This window comes from Pyrinomonas methylaliphatogenes, from assembly GCF_000820845.2.
In the GTDB taxonomy this organism is placed as follows: Bacteria; Acidobacteriota; Blastocatellia; order Pyrinomonadales; family Pyrinomonadaceae; genus Pyrinomonas; species Pyrinomonas methylaliphatogenes.
The window spans coordinates 90,206-112,334 of record NZ_CBXV010000002.1 but is presented as its reverse complement, the minus strand read 5'-3'; the positions used below and the strand labels follow the sequence as shown (position 1 = coordinate 112,334).

At 60.8% G+C, this 22,129-nt stretch carries 15 protein-coding genes; 7 read left to right on the top strand and 8 right to left on the bottom strand.

All coding sequences use genetic code 11. The features are described from left to right. The first annotated feature begins 50 nt into the window (after window positions 1–50). The 3 genes from PYK22_RS02110 (at window position 51) to PYK22_RS02100 (ending at window position 2,200) form a co-directional block, all read left to right on the top strand. On the top strand, window positions 51–401 hold the full coding sequence (locus PYK22_RS02110) for an AtuA-related protein (RefSeq protein WP_041974392.1): 351 nt from the start codon (window positions 51–53) through the stop codon (window positions 399–401). Between the two features lie 80 nt (window positions 402–481). Beyond that, window positions 482–1,399, top strand: a complete 918-nt coding sequence (locus PYK22_RS02105) for an alpha/beta fold hydrolase (protein WP_060635231.1) — start codon at window positions 482–484, stop codon at window positions 1,397–1,399. Between the two features lie 24 nt (window positions 1,400–1,423). After that, a complete protein-coding gene (locus tag PYK22_RS02100; RefSeq protein ID WP_041973890.1) occupies window positions 1,424–2,200 on the top strand; it encodes an enoyl-CoA hydratase/isomerase family protein in 777 nt (258 codons plus the stop codon). Between the two features lie 185 nt (window positions 2,201–2,385). On the opposite strand, the gene PYK22_RS02095 is transcribed toward PYK22_RS02100, so the two are convergent. Both PYK22_RS02095 and PYK22_RS02090 read right to left on the bottom strand, forming a co-directional pair. Next, window positions 2,386–3,438, bottom strand: coding sequence for an LLM class flavin-dependent oxidoreductase (locus tag PYK22_RS02095; protein WP_041973888.1), 1,053 nt, complete (start codon window positions 3,436–3,438; stop codon window positions 2,386–2,388). Further along, entirely contained in the window at window positions 3,438–4,400 is a 963-nt protein-coding gene (locus PYK22_RS02090; protein ID WP_041973886.1) for an ATP-grasp domain-containing protein, read from the bottom strand. Before PYK22_RS02090 ends, PYK22_RS02095 begins: the two co-directional genes overlap by 1 nt. A 447-nt stretch (window positions 4,401–4,847) precedes the next feature. Between PYK22_RS02090 and PYK22_RS02085 the strand changes: the two genes are divergently transcribed. From PYK22_RS02085 to PYK22_RS02075, 3 genes are all read left to right on the top strand, one after another. After that, entirely contained in the window at window positions 4,848–8,270 is a 3,423-nt protein-coding gene (locus tag PYK22_RS02085) for a helicase-related protein (protein ID WP_041973884.1), read from the top strand. A 133-nt stretch (window positions 8,271–8,403) separates the two neighbouring features. After that, window positions 8,404–11,496 carry a DUF1156 domain-containing protein gene (locus tag PYK22_RS02080; RefSeq protein WP_060635230.1) on the top strand — a complete coding sequence of 1,031 codons (3,093 nt, stop codon included), beginning with the start codon at window positions 8,404–8,406 and terminating at the stop codon, window positions 11,494–11,496. After that, complete coding sequence (locus PYK22_RS02075; protein ID WP_211197588.1) at window positions 11,493–14,315, top strand: DUF499 domain-containing protein; 2,823 nt, start codon at window positions 11,493–11,495, stop codon at window positions 14,313–14,315. Before PYK22_RS02080 ends, PYK22_RS02075 begins: the two co-directional genes overlap by 4 nt. 7 nt (window positions 14,316–14,322) lie before the next feature. Here PYK22_RS02075 and PYK22_RS02070 read toward each other — a convergent pair whose 3' ends face one another. From PYK22_RS02070 to PYK22_RS02045, 6 genes are all read right to left on the bottom strand, one after another. Further along, window positions 14,323–14,970: an enoyl-CoA hydratase/isomerase family protein gene (locus PYK22_RS02070; protein ID WP_162199774.1), complete on the bottom strand. Its 648-nt coding sequence runs from the start codon at window positions 14,968–14,970 to the stop codon at window positions 14,323–14,325. A gap of 267 nt (window positions 14,971–15,237) precedes the next feature. Further along, the gene (locus PYK22_RS02065; protein WP_041973881.1) at window positions 15,238–15,642 is read right to left on the bottom strand and encodes a cobalamin B12-binding domain-containing protein; all 405 of its coding nucleotides are present in this window, start codon (window positions 15,640–15,642) and stop codon (window positions 15,238–15,240) included. Between the two features lie 135 nt (window positions 15,643–15,777). Next, window positions 15,778–17,460, bottom strand: a complete 1,683-nt coding sequence (locus PYK22_RS02060; protein ID WP_041973879.1) for an acyl-CoA mutase large subunit family protein — start codon at window positions 17,458–17,460, stop codon at window positions 15,778–15,780. A gap of 257 nt (window positions 17,461–17,717) precedes the next feature. Next, window positions 17,718–18,131, bottom strand: a complete 414-nt coding sequence (locus PYK22_RS17455) for an FtsB family cell division protein (RefSeq protein ID WP_157770620.1) — start codon at window positions 18,129–18,131, stop codon at window positions 17,718–17,720. Next, on the bottom strand, window positions 18,100–19,482 hold the full coding sequence (locus PYK22_RS02050; protein WP_041973874.1) for a phosphoglucomutase/phosphomannomutase family protein: 1,383 nt from the start codon (window positions 19,480–19,482) through the stop codon (window positions 18,100–18,102). The genes PYK22_RS17455 and PYK22_RS02050 overlap by 32 nt, the downstream gene beginning before the upstream one ends. A gap of 472 nt (window positions 19,483–19,954) precedes the next feature. Beyond that, entirely contained in the window at window positions 19,955–20,230 is a 276-nt protein-coding gene (locus tag PYK22_RS02045) for a GlsB/YeaQ/YmgE family stress response membrane protein (RefSeq protein WP_041973871.1), read from the bottom strand. Window positions 20,231–20,999: 769 nt separating this feature from the next. Between PYK22_RS02045 and hisZ the strand changes: the two genes are divergently transcribed. Then, window positions 21,000–22,103 (top strand): ATP phosphoribosyltransferase regulatory subunit, encoded by a 1,104-nt coding sequence (hisZ, locus tag PYK22_RS16220; protein ID WP_060635228.1) that lies wholly within the window; start codon window positions 21,000–21,002, stop codon window positions 22,101–22,103. The last annotated feature ends 26 nt before the right edge of the window (window positions 22,104–22,129 follow it).

The window sequence follows — 22,129 nt, the reverse complement described above, 5'->3', positions numbered from 1 at the left end:
ACGCTGCAGCGTAAAGCGTGCCCCTCATCGCCTATCGTTTCGGCGAAGCTATGCGAATTAAGCTTTTGAAATTGGCCCATGCGCGTTCTGGCGACAAGGGCGATACGGCCAACATCGGGCTGATCGCGTTGCGTGAGGAGTATTATCCGATACTTGTGCGCGAAGTGACGGCTGAGCGCGTGCGCGAGCATTTCAAAGGCATCTGCCGCGGCGGAGTCGAGCGGTTCGAGTTGCCCAACCTGTGCGCGCTCAACTTCCTGCTGCATGAGAGTCTGGGCGGCGGCGGGACCGTCTCTTTGATGACCGATGCGCAGGGGAAGACCTTTTCAACAGCGCTTTTGCGCATGGAGATCGAGATCCCGGACGATGAAGCGCGTGCGCTTGGTCTGCTCGAAAGTTAACCGCCTCTCGATGGGCCGCTCGGTCGGGCCAATTCGGTCGATTCGAGAGGCGTTGGGATCAGCCGTCTGTTTCGGACAAGATGGGAGATGAGTTGAAAGGTTCGAAGCGCCCTTTGCGCCACGGCTATGCGCAGGTTGGCCGCGTGCGCTTGCATTACGTCGAGCGAGGCGAAGGCGAACCATTAGTCTTACTGCTTCACGGCTTCCCCGAATGTTGGTATTCATGGCGCTACCAGTTGCTCGCGCTCGGCGAGCGGTATCGCGTCGTCGCGCCCGATCTGCGCGGCTACAACTTGAGCGATAAGCCGAAAGGGTTGGGCGAATATCGCCTCGCTGCGCTCGTCGAAGATGTGGTCGGTTTGATCCGCCACTTCGGCGTCGAGCGCGCTGGTCTAGTCGGGCACGATTGGGGCGCAGCCATCGCTTGGGCGGTGGCCCAGAGTTGTCCAGAGGCGGTGTGGAAGCTCGCCGCGTTGCAGGTCCCGCCATTGGCCGTCTGGCTGAAGAACATGAGTTGGGCGCAAGCCCTCAGCAGTTGGTATGCGTTCTTCTTTCAGCTTCCCTATTTGCCTGAGTTGTTGATCGGAGCTGGCGATTTCGCCCTCCTCGAAAGCCTCTTCAAACGCACGGCGCGGCGCGGCACTTTCACTGATGAAGATCTCGCGTGTTACAAATTGGCGCTTCGTCAAGCGAACGGCCTCAGCGCCTTGACCGCAGCGCTCAACTACTATCGCGCGAACCGGGCCATATTGTGGGCCAGTTTGGTCGCGTTGTTGCGCGGCGTAAAGACTGCGGCGGGGCGCGTGCGCGTGCCGACGCTGTTCATCTATGGCGAGCGCGACTTCGCCATTCTGCCGCAAACTGTGGCGGGCGTGCGCGATCTCATCGATGCTCCCTACATGGAGGTGAGGTTGCCGACGACCGGGCATTGGGTGCAGCAGGAATCGCCGATCGAAGTCAACGATGCGCTTTTGCGTTTTCTCGAAATGTCCTTCTGATTCGACTCTCGCGGGGGCGAAAAGATGAACGAAGCGACTGGACCGATCCTTTACACGATCGACGGGGCGATCGCCGTCATCACTCTCAATCGCCCGGAGAAGAGAAACGCGCTCGATGACGAGTTGGTCGCGGGCTTGAATGCGGCGTTGCGACGGGCCGATGCCGACGAAGCGGTGCGCGCCGTCATCATCACTGGCGCGGGCAAGGATTTCTGCGCCGGGGCCGACCTTCGGCAACTCGAGCGCATCGCCGAGCGTTCCATCCTTGAGAACTTGCGGGACGCCGAAACGCTCATGGAGCTTTTCCTCAACATTCGCCGCGTGCGCATTCCCGTCATCGCGGCTGTGCGCGGGCGCGCGCTGGCGGGCGGCTGCGGTCTGGCGACCGCGTGCGATATCGTCCTCGCCGCCGAATCGGCGCGGTTCGGGTATCCGGAAGTGAAGATCGGATTCGTGCCGGCGATGGTGATGGCCATCTTACGGCGCAACGTGTCGGAGAAACGGGCCTTCGAATTGATCGCGCGAGGTGAAGAGTTGAGCGCTGCCGAAGCGGAACGGATCGGATTGATCAACCGCGTCTTCCCCGATGAAAGCTTCGCTTCGGAGGTCGAGCGCTACGCTTCGACATTCGCCGATCGGAGCCGCTCTGCCGTCGTGCTCACAAAACGCTTGCTCTACCAGATGGACGGCATGTCGTTCGAGGCGGCTTTGCGCTCCGGCGCCGATACAAACGCGATCGCGCGCATGACCGAAGATTGTCGTCAAGGCATCGCGCGATTCTTGTCGCGAACGCAGAGGTGATCGGCCAGCGAAGAACTGCTGGACCGGAGATGGATCGGGCGCGCTGGTTCAGACGTGATGACCTTCGCAAAAGAACGCCTTGCCAAAGCGCGCAAATCCCGTGAAAGGGAAGCCGCTCGCGCGAGATTTCGCAAAAGAAAAGAACGCCTTGCCAAAGCGCGCAAGGCGTTTTCAAGTGGGGCTGACTAGTGGCTGACAGCGAGGAAACTGTTCTCCCCTCTGAGCTTCATCACCGTCTCGGCGAAGCGTTCCATCTCCTCGAGTTGCGGGCTGAACTGGAGCAAGAGCAGATCGACGCCGACGGCCTCGAAAGCGTCGATCCGCTCGGCGACCTGTTCCGGCGTGCCGACGAGACCGGAGCGCAATCCCCGATTCGACACCGAATAATCTTCCAGCGAAACGCGCTGCTCGAGCTGCGTGTTGGCGAGCCACTGTTGATAGTTGGCATATCCAGCCGCCGATTGGCGCACGTCCGTGATGCGCCGTAGCTCGCGCTGTGCCTCTTCTTCCGTGTCGCGCACGATGACGTAAGCGGCGACGCCGAATTTGAGCGATGGCAAGCCATGCCGCTCGCGCCTTGCGGACATGTCTTCGATCTTGCGCCGGATCTTGTCGGGCGGATCGCCGTGCATCACGTAGGCATCGCACAGGCGCGCGATCATCTCTTTGGCCGCTTCCGATTCTCCGCCGGCGTAGATCGTCGGGCGCGGGCGCGCGAGCGGCTTGGGTTGCAGCACGGCATCTTCGACCTTGTAGTAACGCCCCTCGAAAGAGAAGTGATCCTCTTTCCACAGGCGATCGACCAGTTCGATCCATTCCGCCGTGCGCGCGTAACGGTCATCGTGTTGTTCGAACTGCACGCCGTATTTGCGCGCCTCTTCAGCCCACCACGAAGCGACGACGTTGAGCGAGAGCCGTCCGCCGCTGATGTGATCGATGTTGGCTGCCTGTTTGGCGAGCAACGCCGGGTTGTGAAACGTCGGACGCACGGCGACCATCAGTTCGAGCCGTTCGGTGACGGCGGCGAGCGCCGCCGCTGTGGACCACGCATCGAGCGAAGGGGCGTCCACGCCTTTGATGTCGTTCAAGTTCAGTTCGGCGATGAGCGTCAGATCATACCCGAGCGCTTCGCTGCGGCGCGCGAGCTTGCTGACGTAAGCCCAGCTCGCTTCCATCTTCTCATCTTCGACGTTGCGCAGCCAACCGCCGAAGACCGGCAGCCAGTAACCGTAACGCATCAGCGTGCCTCCGCCACGAGAAAATCGACCAGCTTCGCGAAGGGATCGAATCCGACGACGCGCGGCGCATCGGCGACGAAGTTCGAGAGCGCGTTGATGTCGTAGTAGTACAAGCGCCCATCGCGATCGTCCACGATGTATTCGATCCCGCCGACATCCAAGTGGGCCGCTTGCGCGATGCGCTCGACCGCCGCGATCACTTCCGCGGGCGGCGTGTAAGCTTCCACGCGCAACCCGGATTTCGGCGCATCAACCGGACACGCGCTGCGCGCGAGTTCGACGCCGTCGGTCGTTTGACATGCATCAGCCGGACAGAGATTGAAGTTGTCGGCGGAAGAATAGACGTTGATGGCGTAAAGATAACGCCCGCCGAGCGTCTCGACGCGCGTGATGTGACCGTTGCGCGCCGGGATGAACTCCTGGACCAGCGCCGTTCCATCGATGCCGAGATCGAGGCGTTCGTTCTCGACGGCGCGCGCAAGCTGGTCCGGCGTGTCGTAGCGCGCGATGCCGGCGCCGCTTCCGCCGATGTTGGCTTTGACGACCACGGGGAAGCGCAGTTCGCGCGCCGCTTCGAGCGCTTGATCCGCGCAGTTGATGACGTGAGCGCGCGGCGCGTCGAGTCCGAGCGAAGCGAGAAGCTGCAACTGTCGCGCCTTGGAGATCTCGTACCTGAAGGCTTCGGCGCCGTTGATGACACGCACGCCCGAACGTTCGAGTTGTTCGAGCAGCCCGAGCGTGTAGAAGATGGCGTGACCCACGCCGCGCAAGTAGGCCGACGGACTCATCCGGTTGAAGAAGAGCGCGTAATCTTCGGCGCGCGTCTGCGGATCATAACGGTGGCAACGGGCATCGAGCCGCACATAAGGGATCGCGCGGCGGTCCAATTCGGCAAAGAGCGGCCGGAACCAGTCCGGATGTTCGTAGAAGATGGCGATCGGTCTGCTCTTCGAGCTGAACAACGGATCCCTCGCAGCGGACTGTCGTTATAACGAACGAGCAGTCTAAGATGGTAGCAGTGCGGTGTCAAGCCATGACGGTAAGGAGACTCTGCAGGCGGGATCTTTGAACGATCGTTGAATCAGAGAGTATCACCGATGTGTTCATCTCTAGCAAATTGTGGCTTGACTAGAGAAGAAGAGGTCTTCTGCGGTTCAGCCTTAACAGGGAAGTGTGGCTTGGTGAATGACCGAACATCTCGGCCTTGAAGGGACCGACTTGATTTATGGGACACTGCGTAGATAATTCCTTGGGGCCGGTTCTGGCCATATAGCGCGCCTGTTCGAAGCTCTTTTAAGCTTTAACTGAAAAGAGAACATGTGTCGCGCCTCATCTTTGGCGACATGCGGGATCCGACACCTTAACGTGTCCGCGCGGCGCTACCTTTCGCAATTCGGAGGAGATATTTGATGAACGGCGGTTCAGTGCCGAAGCAGGATCAAGTTTTGACAGGCCCACTTTTCGATGAGCCGATGCGCGTGGAATCGGTGCAAGCGATCGGCCCTGATATGTGGGAGTTGGGACTGGTCGGCGTGAAGTCGGGGCGTTTTCGCAAGGTGATTTTGGCTAAATCCGATCTGGAAAGTCTGACCATTATTGATTCTCACTCGACCTACGATGGGGATGGCCGGCTCCTGCGGCTTGGATTGCAGGCCTATTCTCTGGGCATCGCTTACGAGTTCGACCCATACTTCGCCCTTTCGATCTCTCGCGTTGACCCTTTGCCGCACCAGCTCGAAGCGGTCTATGACTATTTACTCAAGCTTCCGCGCGTTCGGTTCCTGCTCGCCGATGATGCGGGCGCAGGGAAGACGATCATGGCGGGCCTATTGATCCGCGAGCTTGAGCTGCGAGGTTTGGCGGAGCGGATTCTCATCGTCTGCCCGTCCAATCTGACTTTCCAATGGCAGCGTGAGCTGAAGGAGAAATTCGAGGCGCAGTTCATCGTTCTCAAAGGCAGTGACATTCGAGGGCAATTCGGTATCAACCAGTGGCTGGACCAGAAGCGAGTCATCACTTCGCTCGACCTGGCCAAGCGCGAAGAGATCCTACCCGGTCTGCGCCAGGTCCACTGGGATCTGGTCATTGTGGATGAAGCGCATCGCATGTCGGCTTCCGACGAGAGCCATAAGAGCCAGCGTTACAAGCTGGGTGAGCTTTTGCGCGATCAATCGGATCACATGCTTCTTCTTACGGCCACACCGCACAAGGGCGACCCGGAGAATTTCAGCCTCTTTCTCCGACTTCTCGATGCCGATGCCTACGCCGACGTGAAATCCATCCGCGAGGCGATGAATCAGCGCCGCGCGCCCTTTTACCTACGCCGCACGAAGGAGGCCATGGTCTATTTCCCGGAGCGTCGGCCAGATGGGATGTGGGTAGCGGAGAAGATCTTCACAAAACGCATTCCGCACACCGTAGAGTTTCACATTGACGGGGCGGAGTTTGATCTCTATCGCGGCGTGACCCGCTTCGTCAAACAACAGAGCGCTAGGGCCGCCGACCAGGGCGACGACCCGCGTGCTCGTGCCGTCGGCTTCTTGATGTCGTTTTATCAGCGGCGGTTAGCCTCGAGCGCCTACGCCATGCGGCGCTCGCTCGAAAACAGGGCCAGACGCTTGGAGGAGAGCTTGAAGCGGGCCCAAGACCTTGCGCCGTCGGCTCCCCCATACCTTCCTGATTCGGACGAACTGGAGGAGATGGAAGAGAGCGAGCGCGAACGCCTCGAAAAAGCGCTCGAGGCCGTCACGCTTGCCAGCAACGCCCAGCAGGTCTATGACGAGATTCAAGAGTTGAAGGCGCTAGCCCTTCAGGCGCGCGCCGTCGAACAATCGGGCGCCGAAGCCAAGCTCTCCAAGCTGAGAGAGTTGCTTCAGCAGGAGGGTTTCTTCAACGACCCGGAGAAACGGCTGCTCATCTTCACCGAATTCAGAGACACGCTCGACTACTTGGTCGAACGACTCAGATCGTGGGGCTTCCGCGTCGGTTGCATTCACGGTGGGATGAGGCCCGGCACGCGGGACGAGCCTGAAACACGTCTGTACGCCGAGCAGCAATTTCGCGAAGGTGCTATTCAGATCCTGATCGCCACCGATGCGGCGGGAGAAGGCATCAATCTTCAGGTCTGCCACATCCTTGTCAACTACGACATTCCGTGGAACCCGAACCGGCTCGAGCAGCGCATCGGTCGCATCCACCGCTACGGTCAGCGCAAAAACTGCTTGATCTTCAACTTCGTCGCGACCAACACCATCGAGGGCCGGGTGTTGCAGCGACTCTTGGACAAGCTTCAGGAGATCCGTAATGCCCTTGATGATGATGCCGTGTTCAATGTGGTCGGCGAGGTTCTACCGGCAGCTTATGTGGAACGGGTGCTGCGCGACTATTACGCTGGGCGGCTCGGTGACGCCGATCTTGAGGAGCGGTTGCTTCGGAACGTGGATGAACGCGAGTTTCGCCGCATCTGCCAAAATGCCCTTGAAGGGCTAGCCACGAAGAGGCTCAATCTCGAAATGCTGATCGAACGCCGCGCCCGCGCCCAAGAGCGGCGCGTTATTCCCGAAACCATTGCGCGATTCATCCAAGAGGCGTCCGAGTTTGTCTCGTTCACGCTCAAACCTGTTCCCGATCTTCCTCACACATTCGATCCGGGAAGGACTCCCCCGGCGCTACACCAACACGAGAATGAGCCGGGCTGGCGACTGTCACCTTTAGTCAAAAAATACCCGCGTTTCTCGACAGATCGAGAGATCGCCGAAAAGCATAATCTAGAATGGGTGACGCCCGGACACGCTCTCTTTGAAGCCATCCGCCGCCACATCCACGCGAAAGCGCTCGAGGAGTTTCGCAAAGGAGCGACCTTCTATTCGCTCCAGCACGATGCGCCGGCGCGGGTGGATTTCTACCGTGCCCGGGTGGTGGACGGCCTGGGCCAGGTCATTCACGAGCGATTGTTTGCGGTCGAAATCCCGACCAATGGCGAGCCGAGCCTGCGCGAGCCAAACCTTCTCGGGAATTTCATCCCCGCAAACCCGCCAGAGACGCTGCCCGCCGTCGTTGAAGCTGGCGAGGTCACGGCTTGGCTCAATGAGCATGCGCTTATGCCCTTTCTCGAAGACACGCGCAGCGAGCGCTTGAGTGAAATCGAGCGCATTGCCGCGCATGTCGAACTCGCTCTCACGGAGCTACTGCAACGCGCCGACGAAGAGATCGGGCGGGCGCAGGAAGCGGTGAACCGCGGCGAGCAGGGCGCCGAAGGGCGGCTCGCGATGGCCGAAACACGCCACGCGGAGCTTCTTCAGCGACGGGATCGGCGGCGCAGGGAGCTAGGGCGACAGCGCTCGCTCACGCTTCAAGATGTTGAGCGCATCGCCAGCGTGCTCGTATTGCCCCATCCCGAGCGCCAAGCGCTCGAGGTGCGACGCTTGCAACCCAATCCTGAAACCGAAGCCACGGCCATGCGCGTCGTGATGGAGTACGAGAGGGCGCAGGGCCGTCAAGTCTTCGATGTTCACGAGAAGAACTTGGGCTACGACATCACGAGCTTGGATCTCAGCTCTGGCGAACTACGCCTCATCGAAGTGAAGGGTTTAGCGGGTGCGACAGGCACCATCCTGCTCACGCCGAACGAACGCCGCGTGGCTGAAGACCGGCGCGATTGCTATTGGCTGTACATCGTCACCGATTGCGCGTCCGAACCGAAACTTCAGGAGCCGATCAAAGATCCGGCCCGCTTCCCGTGGCATGAAGTGACGAAAGTGGAGCACTACTACCTTTCGGTGGATGACTTGATCAGATCGATGCAGGTGCGCGAGGATCGCGCCGATTACTGAGATGCATCATGGCGCGGCGTGTGCGACCTCTTGATCGGTTTGGAACCGAATCGCGCCGACTACTGAGATGCATCATGACGCCCGATGAACCTATAGACAAGTTCGCACATACGTCCACATCGTGAGAGTATTCATGATCCCTAAAAGCTGCAAACGTCTCGCCGAAGTCGATTTTCCCATCGCCGAAGTGTCGAAGCACGCGGCGCGGGAAAAATCCATCCGCCACGGCCACCCGAGCACGCTGCACCTGTGGTGGGCGCGGCGGCCTTTGGCTTCGTGCCGCGCGGTGCTGTTGGGATTGCTCTTCCCAGATCCGTGCGATCCGCTCTGTCCCGAAGATTTCAAGGCCAAAGCGCGCGAGATGCTCCCGCGTGTGCAAGGTCTGATTGGCTCTGATGATGAAGATCTACGCCGGGCGCTGCTTCGCTTTATCGCTGACTTTGCTAACTGGGACCTAGCGGCAAACCGCACCTATCTGGAGATCGCCCGGGCGCTGGTGAAGGCGGCCTACCCGGCGGAGCCGCCGCTGGTGGTGGACCCGTTCGCCGGAGGCGGCTCGATCCCGCTCGAAGCCTTGCGCGTCGGCTGCGAGGCGTTCGCGAGCGACCTCAACCCAGTGGCGTGCCTGATCCTCAAGGTGATGCTCGAGGAGATCCCACGCCACGGCCCGGGGCTGGCCGAGGAGCTTCGGCGCGTCGGCGCCGAGATCAAGCGCGAGGCGGAAAAGGAACTTGCCGAGCTTTACCCCAAAGACGAGGATGGCGCGGTACCCATCGCCTACCTTTGGGCGCGGACGGTGCGCTGCGAAGCGCCGAACTGCGGGGCGGAGATTCCGCTGGTGCGCTCGTTCTGGCTCTGCAAGAGGGCCAGCCGCAAGCGAGCGCTCAGGCCTCGAGTCGAGCGACCGGAAGGCCAGCCGCCGCGCGTCGAGTTCGAGATCTTCGAGCCGAAGAGCGAAAGGGAGGTGTCTGGCGGCACGGTGTCGCGCGCCCGAGCGACGTGCCTCTGCTGCCGCGCGGTGTTGACTCCAGAGCGCGTTCGCGCGCAGCTCGCGGCCCAGCGCGGCGGAGCGGACGTGGTGTTCGATGAGAAAGGCCAGCGCACAGGCGGCGCGCGACTCTTGGCGGTGGTCACGCTCAAGCCCGGCGAGAGCGGGCGGCACTACCGCCTGCCGACCGAGCGCGATTATCAGGCCGTCTGCCAGGCGCAGAAGCGGCTCAAGGCGATTCTTGACGAGTGGGAGCGAGAAAAAGGAAAAAGGCAAAAGGAAAAAGGCAAAAACCAAGAGGCGGGCCATACCGTTTTTCCTTTTTCCTTTTCACTTTTGCCTTCCTTGTGCCCGGTGCCGGATGAGCCGACACCCGCCGGCGGCGGCTCGGGTGCGGGCCGTGCGTTCAGCGTGCAGAAGTACGGCATGCTCCAGTGGGGCGACCTCTTCACGGCGCGGCAGAAGGTGGCGCTGGTGACGCTGGCGAGGCTCGCCCGTGAGCGCCCCGGCGCGGACGGCGAGGCGGTGCGGGCGGCGATGGCGGTGGCCATATCGAAACAGGCGGAACGTTTGTCTTCTCTCGTATCTTGGATCTCAAGCACCCAGGCACCTCGTGGCACTTTCGCTAGGCAAGCGCTACCGATCGTCTGGGACTTTTTAGAGATGGTCCCGGTCGTCAACGAAGAAGAGTTTCCGGAGCTTGTGGAAGCGATGGCCGATGTTGTCGAGCTATTTGCCTTAACGCGGTCGCATACCGGCCAAGTCCAGCCCGCCGATGCCACCGAGCACCCACTCCCCGACGAGACCGCTCACGTCTGGTTCACCGATCCGCCCTACTACGACGCGGTGCCTTACGCCGACCTCTCGGACTTCTTCCTCGTCTGGCTCAAGCGCGCGCTGCCGGGCCATCCGCTCCTGCGCGACCCGTTTGATCCAACGAATCCCCTCACGCCCAAGACAAGAGAAGCGGTGCAGAACGAGCGTTCGGAGACCGAAGACGGCCGGCCCAAGGACCGGGCGTTCTACGAGGAAGCGATGGCCAAGGCCTTCGCCGAGGGCCGCCGCGTCCTGCGCGAGGACGGGATAGGTTCCGTCGTCTTCGCCCACAAGACGACCGAAGGCTGGGAGGCGCTCCTTTCCGGCATGATCCGCGGCGGCTGGACGATCACCGGCTCGTGGCCCATCGCCACGGAACGTCCAGGCCGCTTGCGTTCGCAGGAATCCGCGGCTCTCGCCACCAGCGTTCACCTCATCTGCCGCCCGCGGCCCGAGGACGCGCCGGTGGGCGATTGGGGCGACGTGCTGCGCGAATTGCCGCAGCGCGTCTCGGACTGGATGGAGCGCCTTCAGGGCGAAGGCATCCGCGGCGCGGATTTAGTGTTCGCCTGCATCGGCCCGGCGCTCGAGATCTTCAGCCGATTCTCCCGAGTGGAGACCGCCGAGGGGCGAGAGGTCAAGCTTGAGGAGTTCCTCGAGAAGGTCTGGGAGGCGGTGGGCCGCGCGGCGCTGACACAGGTGCTCGGCGTCGCCGAGGCGCGCTCCGCGAATGGCAGCGTTGGCGCGCTCGAAGAGGATGCGCGGCTCACGGCGCTTTTCCTCTGGACGCTCCAGAGCACGGAGGGAGAGGATCACCACAGAGACGCAGAGGGCGCGGAGGAAGACGAAGGGTTGGAAGATTTAGAAGATGAAGATTCGGCGACCTCTGTGGTAGGCAAGGGCTTCTCCTTGCCCTTCGATGTCGTGCGGCGCTTTGCGCAGCCGTTGGGCATTGACCTGCCGAGGTGGGAAGAGCGCATCATCAAGACCGAAAGAGGCATGGTGAGGTTGCTTCCGCTTCCTGAGCGCGCCGAGCAACTTCTTGGCAAGGACGGCGGTGATCGGCGCGCCATTTGGGGCGATGAAGATTCACAGAAGAAGCTCCAGCAAGCGCTTTTTCAAGAGACGGAAGAGCCACCACAGAGGCAAAGAAAACGGAGAGGAAACAAGAAACTCTCGGCGGAGAAAGACTCCCCCCTCAGGTTCGATGGTGAAGAAGAGGTGACGACGCTTGACCGCGTTCACACGGCCATGCTCCTACAGTCGAGCGGACAGTCGGCTGCCTTGCGAGGGCTGCTCAAGGCTGAGATGGAACGCGGACCAGATTTCCTCCGGTTGGCGAACGCGCTTTCGGCGCTCTACCCGAAGGGTAGCGAGGAAAAGCGCCTCGTGGATGCTATGCTTCTGGCCGTGCCGAGATGAAGGTCAACAGGGAACGGTGGAAAATAGTCACAGAGACACGAGGAGTGATGATGGAAGCTTGGTATAAGATCGTTACACCGCGCAAGGAAGTTCGCGAGGGGCGCTCCTTCAATCCCGATGAATTCGCCATCGCATTGGAGCAAGTCGTTGCCGGGACCGCGCCCGAAGATTACCGCGATCCGGTGCAGTTCTTCGCGCGCACTTGTTGGACCCGCGCGCTGCGCGAGCACGTCCGAATGGTCCTTCGCCGACTCGCGGGCCGCACCGACGATACGGCGCCTGTGCTGACGCTCATCACGCAATTCGGCGGGGGAAAGACTCATACGCTCACGACTCTTTATCATCTGGCGCGAAGCGGTCCCAAAGCTGGTGAATATTCAGGCGTCGCCGATCTTTTGCAAGCAAGCGAACTTGCTTGCGTTCCCGAAGCGCGCGTCGCCGTCTTTGTCGGCAACGCTTGGGATCCACAAGAGGGGCGCGAAACGCCTTGGATCGACATCGCCCGTCAACTCGCTGGCGATCTGGGCGTCCAAGCGCTCGGCAGCGCGGCGCTCGACGCTCCGCCGGGGACAGAAGCGCTCGCTCGCGTCTTCCAAGCGGCAAACGCGCCGGTGCTTATCCTCTTCGATGAGGTGCTCAACTTCGTCAATCGCCATCGCCAGTTCGCCGAACCTTTTCACGCCTTCATCCAGAACCTCACGGTCGCGATGACCGGGACGACTTGCGGCGCCGCCGTGATCAGCTTGCCGCGAAGTCAAGTGGAGATGACCGATTGGGATCTTCAGTGGCAGGAGCGGATCACCAAGGTGGTCCGGCGGGTGGCAAGGGATCTCATCGCCAACGATGAGGCGGAGATCAGCGAAGTAGTCCGGCGGAGGCTCTTCGAGGACTTGGGCGATGAACGCATGCGAAGGAGAGTGGCGAAAGCCTTTGCCGATTGGTGTTTCGAGCGGCGAGCGCAACTTCCGCCGGAGTGGACGGCCGTCGATGCCGCTGCGACGGAGAGCAGGGCGCGTACCCTCTTGCAGCAACGCTTCGAGAGCTCTTATCCGTTCCATCCGGCGACGCTCTCGGTCTTTCAACGGAAGTGGCAAGCTCTCGTGCAATATCAACAAACACGAGGAACTCTCGCAATGCTGGCCCAGTGGATCGCTTGGGCGTACCGTGATGGATTCACGCAGGCGCGGAGAGAACCTTTGTTGACGCTCGGCTCAGCGCCGCTACATGATCCGGCATTCCGCAGCACCATCTTGGGCCAGCTCGGCGACGCGCGCTTGTTGGCGGCGATTGAAACGGACGTCGCTGGCGAACACTCTCATGCGCGAGCTTTAGATGCCGGTACGAGTGGCGTTTTGCGCGACATTCACCGTCGCGTCGGCGCGACGATCCTGTTCGAATCATCCGGAGGTCAGACCGACCGGGTGGCTCATCTTCCGGAATTGCGTTTCGCGTTGGGCGAGCCCGGCGTCGATACGACTTCGATCGACAACGCCGCCATCGCGTTGGAAGAGAGAGCTTACTTCATCCGCCGAGTCGGTTCGGATGGGTTCAAGATCGGCTATCAGCCGACATTAAGAAAAGTGGTCAACGATCGGCGGGCGTCGCTTGATGAGGAAACCGAGATCAAGCCAAGTATGCGCAAGCTCGTCGAGAGCGAATTTCGGCGCGGAGCGCAGATCCCCATCGTGCCGTTTCCGAAGGACGGAAGCGATATCCCAGACAATCCCAAGCTCACGCTCGTGCTCATCGACCCTGAAATCGAGTGGTCCGCCGACCCATCTTTTCGTCAGCAGCTCGCTGACTGGACCAGGCAGCGTGGCAAATCGCCCAGACTTTACCCAGCAGCTTTGATCTGGTGCGTCAAGAAGCCGGGCCGTGATCTTCAGGAGAAGGTGGAACTCATGCTCGCTTGGGAACGAGTTGCGGCAGAAGTCGCAGAAGGCGTCCTTGGCAGCGATTTCGATCCGCGTGAGCGCGCCGAAATCTCCACGAAGGTCAAACAAGCGACGGAAGCGGCCAAAGATGAGGTGTGGGGCGGATACCGCTTCATCGTCATCTACGAGCCCGGGGGAGCATCGGATGGCTTGAAAGTCATCGATCTCGGCGCTGGACATTCATCGAGCGGCGAAACCTTGTGTGGCCGGATCATCGCGACTCTCAAAACCGAAGGGTTGTTGAGCGAAACGGTAGGCGCGGGTTACATCGAGCGACATTGGCCGCCCACGCTCAAAGAAGCTGGCGCATGGCCGCTCGCCAGCTTCAGACAAAGTTTCCTCAACGGCTCGCTCACGCGGCTCCTTGATCCGGACGAGACGCTGCGCAGCAGGATCGTCGATTTCGTTTCGCGCGGGGAATTCGGTTTCGCACAAGGCGCGAAACCTGACGGAACTTACGAGCGGATCTGGTTTCAAGAGGTCGTCCCCGTTGAGGAGATCGCTTTCGATTCGGAGAGTTTCTTGCTGACGAAAGCCAAGGCCCAGAGACTCAAGGAGGGTGAAGCAGGACCACCGCAACCGCCGATGCCGCTTAGGCCGCCTACGCCGGAGCCGCCACTCGGACCGTCCGTAACCGTTCAGGCACCGGCGCCCGAAGCGCGGAAGAGGACTATCCGACTGGTCGGCGTCATCCCGCCTGAAGTTTGGAATCGGTTAGGGACGCGCCTTGTGCCGAAGCTCCGTTCCGGCACAGATCTCAAGCTCGGCATCGATCTTTCGGTGACGGTGGGTGGCGACATCGAAGCGAGCTTCGTCCAAGAATTGGGCCAGATTCTCGGCGAATTGGAAATCGGTGATAAGCTGAGGATCGAACGGGAAGATTGATGGGCTTTCAGAATCTTTGGTCGGGCGCGAAAGTTGAACGCGATCTCCGTCCGCGATTGCGTCCATTTGCGAAGGCACATGCTGCCTCGAGCGGATTGGCCGCTATCTGGTTGATCAATCCCATCTCGAGCGCTTCTTGCGCGTTGACGCGCCGCGCCGTCAGGATGATCTCGAACGCACGCGCTGGACCGACAAGACGCGGCAGGCGTTGCGTGCCGCCCCAGCCCGTGATGAGGCCGAGCGCGACGCCCGGATGGGCGAAGACTGCTCCCGGGCTGGCGATGCGCAGGTCGCAAGCGAGCGCTAAATCCAACCCGCCCCCCATGCAGTAGCCGTTGATCGCCGCGATGGTCACTTGCGGCGCATCCGCGATCCGTTGCATCAACCTTTGACCACGCAGGGCGAAATCGCGCGCCGCCGCTGGCGTCAAACCCACCAGCTCGCGCAGATCCGCGCCGGCGGAGAAAACATCATCCGTTCCGGTGAAGATGAGCGCGCGCACATCATGTCGCGGGATGAGCGCGGAAAGGATCGCGTCGAGGCGTGAGCGTACCTCTTCGGAAAGCACGTTCCGTTCGGCGGGACGGTTGAAGCGAATGATGGCAAAAGGTGGACTTAGCTCGGTGATGATGCGCGAATCTCTATCCTCTGGCATCGAGATGCCAATGCCGATGCGATGATGCGATGATGCGGCGGTGGTGATGCGCGAATCTCTATCCTCTGGCATCGGAAGCGGTTACACGGTAGATCCGTTCTGGAGACCGTCGGTGATGATGCGTGAATCTCTATCTTCTGGCATCTTCGCTCGATTGAAAGCTCGCTCAAAGAGCGCGAGCTTGCGGACTCGTCGGGAAAATCTTCGCTCGATTGAAAGTCGGGCGTCGGTTGTTCGCTCGGCGCCGCCTTTTCCGTCTCCATGAAGTCAGGTGCGCGGGCGGACGTTTTCGCGCAAGAACCTGATGATCTCTTCGGTCGAAGTGCCAGGCAAGAAGACTTCGGCGATGCCTTGCTCTTTGAGGCGCGGGATGTCCTCTTGCGGGATGATGCCGCCGACGATCACCAGACAGTCATGCATCCCGCGCTCGCGCAGCAGTTCGACGATGCGCGGGCACAAGGTGTTGTGCGCGCCGCTCAAGATCGAGATGCCGACGGCATCGACATCTTCCTGCGCCGCCGCCGCCGCGATCATCTCCGGCGTTTGGCGCAAGCCCGTGTAGATCACTTCCATGCCGGCATCGCGCAACGCGCGCGCGATCACCTTGGCCCCACGATCGTGCCCGTCGAGTCCGGGTTTAGCGATCAGAACACGAATCTTTCGTTCGCTCATGGTAAGTCAACGACCGCTCGTCATGGTCTTGCAGACGGCGATCGCTCTACGAGGAGAGTCTTCCATCGGATCGGAGATCGACTTCGAAGTTCGCCGACTCCGGTTCGCCGCCCGCGCGGTTTCAGGCGACCGGGACTAGAACGCCGGTTCTTCATACACGCCGTAGACATCGCGCAGCGCGTCGCAGATCTCGCCCAGCGTGGCGTAGGCGCGCACGGCTTCGAGCGTCGCGGGCATGATGTTTTCGCCGCGCTCGGCAGCGCGCTTTAACTGGTCCAGCGTGCGGGCCACGCGCCCGCCATCGCGGCGCGCGCGCACCTGTTCGAGCCGCGCGACTTGGCGATCGCGCACGCTTTCGTCGATCACCAGAATGTCAACCTTCATCGGCTCTTCTTCCATGACGTACTTGTTGACGCCGACGATCACCTGATCGCCGCGCTCGACCGCCTTCTGATACTGATAGGCCGACTCCTGGATCTCGCGCTGCGGGAAGCCTTTTTCGATCGCTTCGACCATGCCGCCCATCTCGTCGATCTTGGCGAAATAGTCGTAAGCGCCATCCTCCATCTTCTTCGTCAAGGCTTCGACGAAGTAAGAACCGCCGAGCGGATCGACCGTGTTCGCCACGCCCGTCTCCTCGGCGATGATCTGCTGCGTGCGCAGCGCGATCAGCGCAGCTTGATCGGTCGGAAGAGCCAACGCTTCGTCGTAAGCGTCGGTGTGCAGCGATTGCGTTCCACCGAGCACGGCGGCCAGAGCCTGAATCGCCACGCGCACGATGTTGTTCAGCGGCTGTTGTACGGTCAAAGAGACGCCCGCCGTCTGCGTGTGGAAGCGAAGCGTCATCGAACGCGGATCCTGCGCGCCGAACCGCTCGCGCATCACGTGCGCCCAGATCTTGCGTGCCGCCCGGTACTTGGCGATCTCTTCGAAGAAGTCGTTGTGCGCGTTGAAGAAGAACGAGATGCGCGGCGCGAAACGATCCACCGGGAGCCCGGCGCGCACGCCCCATTCGACATACTCGATGCCGTCGCGCAACGTGAAGGCGAGTTCTTGAAGCGCAGTTGCGCCCGCTTCGCGTATGTGGTAACCGCTGACCGAGATCGGGTTGTATCGGGGCACGTGTTCGGAGCAGAACTCGAACGTGTCGATGACGAGCTTCATCGCCGGACGGATCGGATAGATCCACTCCTTCTGCGCGATGTACTCTTTCAGGATGTCGTTCTGCAGCGTGCCGGAGATCTTCCGCCAGTCGGCCCCTTGCTTTTCGGCGACCACCAAGTACATCGCCAGAAGCACGAAGGCCGGCGCGTTGATCGTCTGCGAGACGGTCACCTCTTCGAGCGGGATGCCGTCGAAAAGGATCTCCATGTCGGCGAGCGACGAGACCGAAACGCCGCACTTTCCGACTTCGCCTTCCGCCATCGGCGAATCGGCATCGTAGCCCATCAAGGTCGGCAGATCGTAGGCGACCGAGAGCCCCGTCTGCCCTTGCGACATCAAGTATTTGAAGCGGGCGTTGGTCTCTTCGGGCGTGCTGAAACCGGCGAACTGGCGCATGGTCCAGAGCTTGCCGCGGTAGCCGGTCGGATGGATGCCGCGCGTGTACGGGAATTCGCCGGGAAAACCTATGTCGCGCGCGAAGTCTATCTCGGCAAGATCGGCAGGCGTGTAGAGGCGGTTGACCTCTTCGAGCGAGACGGTCTCGAATCGCTCTTTGCGTTCTGGCATGCGGCGCAGAGCCGGTTCGAGCGTCTCTCGCTCCCATCGTTCGACCATCTCCTGGTCCGGCGTAGTGATCTGTTTGATCTTCGACATAGGATCCCTTTCTGGTTTCGAGTTGCCGTGCGATGGGGTCGTGTAAGCTGCGCGCGAAGACTTAACCCGATATTAATTGACGCGCACGAATAGTGTCAACCGCGTGATCAGCTCAGGAGAGCGCAGCGCGATTGAAGAGAGGAGCCGAAGATCGCCGCATTTGTTGCCGGACGCAACCTTTTGCCGAATGGCGGGCGCAAAGCGCCCTCACGCGCGCAAAGGGCGCGAAGGCTCGAACTCGAGCGCACCGTCGCAGTTCATTCCACCGGCACGATGATCTCGTTCGGGCGCAGCATGTTCATCTGCTCGCGCGCCACACGTTCGATCGCCCGCGGATCTGTGCGCAACCGCTCGATCTCCTTGCGCAGATCGGCGTTGCCCTCGCGTAACGCTTCGACTTCGGCGCGCACGCTCTCATGCTGCTCCGTCGCCGTGCGCAGTTCCGCGTAGGTGCGCATGTTGACGGAAATGCAGAGCGCAAATGTGGCCAGCATGATCATGACGAAGAAGGCCCATGAGGGGAAGATGCGCTGGCGCGATGTCACACGCGCGCGCGCATGCGCGACCCTCTCGTCAACGGCATGTAATGAGGTGGGCGCAAAGGTCCTTGGGACCGGGCGTTGAGTGCGCAGACGTTGATCATTCCAGTATGTATTTGCGACCCTGTTCAAGGAGCACCTCCACGTCTCGTTCTGAATCTGATTCAGCGTAGATTCTGACCAAAGGTTCCGTCCCCGATGGACGCATCAGCAGCCATGATCCGTCCTCGAAGATGAACTTCGTCCCATCGAGTCGGTTGATGGCGGCGACGCGCCGCCCGCCGATCTTCGCCACGTCTCGCTTCAACTTCTCCGCCAAAACTTCGCGCACATTCGGTGTCAAACGCACCGCCGTGCGCCGCGACACGACGCGCCCGACGCGAGCGTAAATCTCTTCGAGTTGCTCGCGTAGATTGGCGCCGCGCGCCGCAACCGCTTCCGCCGCGAGAAGGCAGGCGAGGATACCGTCCTTTTCCGGATAGTGACCTCTGATCGAAAGCCCGGCGGATTCCTCTCCGCCGAGGATTATCTTGTCGGCGACGATCAGCTCGCCGATATACTTGAACCCAACCGGCGTCTCATAAACTGGCAGCCCGCGCGCTTGCGCTACGCGATCGACAAGATGCGACGTCGCGACCGATCGCGCAACCCCGCCGGTCCAGCCGCGAGATTCCGCTAGATAATCGAAGAGCAGCGCGATGATCTGGTTCGGCGTGATGAATGTGCCGTCGCCATCGAGAATCCCGAAACGATCGGCATCGCCATCGGTTGCAAGCCCAAGCGCGCATCCGCGCTCGCGCACGATCGCGCGAAGTTCCGCTAGATGATCCTCATCGGCTTCTGGCGCGCGTCCGCCGAAGAGCACATCGCGCCAATCGTGCACGGTGATGACCTCTAAACCGTGTTCGCGAAGCAACGCATCAAGATAACCACGCCCTGTGCCCCATAGCGGATCATAGGCGTATCGCGCGCGCGCGCGCGCAATCAGATCGAACCGGACCTTGGCGCTCAACGAGGCAAAATAAGCGGCATGCGCATCATATGTGTCCACCCGACCTTTCGCCACCGGACCGCTCCCGTCGTCCGCTTCGATCAGCTCTTCAATACGCCGCGTGATGTCGGGGAGGGCCGGCGCACCATCAGCGGTCGAAAACTTCATCCCGTTGTATTCGGGCGGATTGTGCGAAGCGGTGAAGTTGATCCCGCCTGAGGCTCGCCGATCGCAGATGGCCGCTGCAATGGCCGGCGTCGGCGTCGGCCCAGCGCACGATAGAACCTCGAAGCCAAAGATTGCCGCCTCCTCGGCGCAGACTTCGGCAAATCGTTCGCCCAAGAACCGCGTGTCATGCCCGACGATCAACCGCCGCTGCGCGTCGTGGGCAAGATATCGGCAGATAGCGCGCGTCACGCGCCGCACGTTGGCGAACGTGAAATCTTCGGCGATGATCGCTCGCCATCCAGATGTTCCGAACCTGATGCCCATCGGCCTTGATCTTCTCAAAAACTCAATATCTTGGGCGAACAATCGGCGAACCATACTACTGGGTGTGGCGCGCCCCTTCATAAACCTTTGCAACATAATCACTTAGACGGCAAAGGCGGGCAGACTTTAGCACGGGTCGGGCGTGGCTGTAAAGACTTCACCGCTCAGCACTTCGGTGAGCTAACTTGAAGATATACTTGAGGTAATCGGTTTCGATTGGATATTAGGCGAACGATCGGCGAACGGAAATCCGCGCGATGGGCGGTGTGTGAGGAGCCCTTTCTCTATCAAGCGGATAGCTTCCTTCGAGAGGGCGCACAGGTGTGGAAAAGTAGCGAGGGCGAATCGCAGATGGTTCGGGGAGAGCGGATCTTCGCCTCTTCATCTGAGGCACAAAAACTCTCACCGATAGCCAAAGGCCGACCAAGCGCGCCTTTGGTCTCAAATTTCGCGCGTGACCTAAATGGGCCCTTTAGGCGCGCAGGCTACGACCCGTCGCCAAGCGATAGATCGCCAGCACGATGATCGCGCCGAGCACCGCCAGCAACAGGCCGGTCAGCGAAAATGACTCGTTGACATCGTGTCTTCCGAGTAAATTTCGCCCGATGAAACCGCCGATGATCGCGCCGACGATGCCGAGCACGATGGTGACGATCGCGCCGCCGGGATCTTTGCCGGGCATGATCGCCTTGGCGATCAATCCGACGATCAATCCGAAGACGATCCAACCTAGGATGTCGAGAATCATTCTCTTCGTTCTCCTTATCGTTATCGTCCCTCTCCCTCGCTTCGAATCTGCAGACTGAGGGAGCGGGAGTCATCGTCCCATCTCCGTTCACGTATGCTTTCGATGCAATCGGGATGGTCCATTGGGTAAGGGATGCAAAAATCGGGCCACGCCCGCACAGAAGTTCGGCGCGGACGGTCTTGTCTCTGCCCATCCAATCAGGCCACGCCCGCACAGAGGTTCGGAGCCGCCCTATCTCGATCACTAGGCAATCGGGCCAGCCCGCACAGAAGTCCGCCTGAGAAGCTTGCGTGAGGGCCGGCGGTTGGGTGCTTGTGGCGGGAGTTGTTGGGTGGGCGGACTTCGTCCGTTTGCGCGGCGGTCCTTGCGCGATCAAGCTGCAAAGCGATCTCGCTTCGCAGCGATCTTTAGTGTGACGGCCAGCTTAAGCGAAAGCGCCGCGCTGCGATGGCGGGTTCATAACCAGTCTAAGAGAGGCTCTGGGCGCTTTGAGATTGGAGGCGTGTTTTCGCTCGTTTGACAGAGGCCTCCTCTCTCGGCTATAAGAACCCGAAGCTGGACGCTACTTCAGTAGGTGGCGTCAGCAGTCGAAGGTTTCCGGTAAGTCCTATGTGCCGCGACCTCTTGAACCATCGCCATCACGTGCATCATCCGCGCGGAGCGGAGGTGGCGGCAGAGGTCTTGCTGTAGATCGCTGAAAGATTGAGCTGAATCTAAAAGGCCTGCTGCCGAGGATGATTCGCAGCAGGCCTTTCAGTTTGGAGCAAAGATGAGCGAACCGCTATCGAAGATCCCGGTTGGGATGAAGTATTACTTCGGCTCGCAAGCTCGTTTGCGTCGCGACGTTGAGGATCTCGCCATGGCGGTTTTCCGCGGTTGGTCTTACGAGGAGATCGTCACGCCGACCATCGACTATTATGCCCTTTTCGAACGCGGCATGGGGCGCAGCCAAGCGCATCGCGCCTTCCGGTTTACGGATACCGATGGGCGGTTGCTCGCTCTGCGCCCGGACATCACTTCAAGCGTGGCGCGCGCGGCGGCGACGCTTTTTGCTGAAAGGGCGCGGCCTTTGCGTTTCTGTTACGCGGCGACCGTGTTCCATCAGCGTCCGCGCTCGCACGCCGAGTGGCGGCGTGAAACGACGCATCTCGGTTGCGAGTTGATCGGCGCGCGCGGGGTGAACGCCGATCTCGAGGTCCTGCTGATTGCAGCGGAGATCTTACGCCGTTTGGGTCTCGCGGGAGACTATCGCATCACGTTGAACGACGTCGAGGTCTTCAATGGCGTCGCGGAGAACTTGAAACTTGATGAGACGGCGCGCGAGCATCTGCGGCAGTTGATCGATGCGCGTAACGCTTCGGAGCTGCGCGAGTTTCTCGCTCCCTACGCTCCGGCGGAAGATTGCATCGCTTTTGCGCAGTTGACTCGTTTGGCCGGAAAGAGCGAGATGTTCGATCGCGCGCGCCATCTGATCGTCAACGAGCGTTCGCGTCGTGCGCTCGAAAACTTAGAGGCGCTTTGGCGGGCTCTCGAGGCGCTCGGTCTGGCCGACAGTTTCGAGATCGATTTGGGCGACGTTTCGGAGCTAGATTACTACACGGGGCTGGTCTTTCGCATATACGTCCGCGGGTTGGGCGTGAGAGTGGGGAACGGCGGTCGTTACGATGGTCTAACGGCGAACTTCGGGCGCGCGGAACCGGCGATCGGCTTCATCTTCGACCTCGACTCTCTGACCGACGTGCTTTGGCGTCGCCGTGGTGCGCAAGATGCAGGGGATGGCGGCGCGCGATTGCGCGATGAAGATCGGATCGCGCTATTCCGTTCGGCTTTGCGGTTAAGGGAAGCGGATGAACGTGTGTTGATCGAGTTCTGAAACGCAAGGGGCGTCCTCTTTTCGGA

Bases quoted from the DNA above. Each gene is read 5' to 3' on its own strand.
- PYK22_RS02110 (WP_041974392.1), top strand. From the start codon at position 51: ATGCGAATTAAGCTTTTGAAATTGGCCCATGCGCGTTCTGGCGACAAG.
- PYK22_RS02105 (WP_060635231.1), top strand. From the start codon at position 482: ATGGGAGATGAGTTGAAAGGTTCGAAGCGCCCTTTGCGCCACGGCTAT.
- PYK22_RS02100 (WP_041973890.1), top strand. From the start codon at position 1,424: ATGAACGAAGCGACTGGACCGATCCTTTACACGATCGACGGGGCGATC.
- PYK22_RS02095 (WP_041973888.1), bottom strand. From the start codon at position 3,438: ATGCGTTACGGTTACTGGCTGCCGGTCTTCGGCGGTTGGCTGCGCAAC.
- PYK22_RS02085 (WP_041973884.1), top strand. From the start codon at position 4,848: ATGAACGGCGGTTCAGTGCCGAAGCAGGATCAAGTTTTGACAGGCCCA.
- PYK22_RS02080 (WP_060635230.1), top strand. From the start codon at position 8,404: ATGATCCCTAAAAGCTGCAAACGTCTCGCCGAAGTCGATTTTCCCATC.
- PYK22_RS02075 (WP_211197588.1), top strand. From the start codon at position 11,493: ATGAAGGTCAACAGGGAACGGTGGAAAATAGTCACAGAGACACGAGGA.
- PYK22_RS02070 (WP_162199774.1), bottom strand. From the start codon at position 14,970: ATGCCAGAGGATAGAGATTCGCGCATCATCACCGAGCTAAGTCCACCT.
- PYK22_RS02065 (WP_041973881.1), bottom strand. From the start codon at position 15,642: ATGAGCGAACGAAAGATTCGTGTTCTGATCGCTAAACCCGGACTCGAC.
- PYK22_RS02060 (WP_041973879.1), bottom strand. From the start codon at position 17,460: ATGTCGAAGATCAAACAGATCACTACGCCGGACCAGGAGATGGTCGAA.
- PYK22_RS02050 (WP_041973874.1), bottom strand. From the start codon at position 19,482: ATGGGCATCAGGTTCGGAACATCTGGATGGCGAGCGATCATCGCCGAA.
- PYK22_RS02045 (WP_041973871.1), bottom strand. From the start codon at position 20,230: ATGATTCTCGACATCCTAGGTTGGATCGTCTTCGGATTGATCGTCGGA.
- hisZ (WP_060635228.1), top strand. From the start codon at position 21,000: ATGAGCGAACCGCTATCGAAGATCCCGGTTGGGATGAAGTATTACTTC.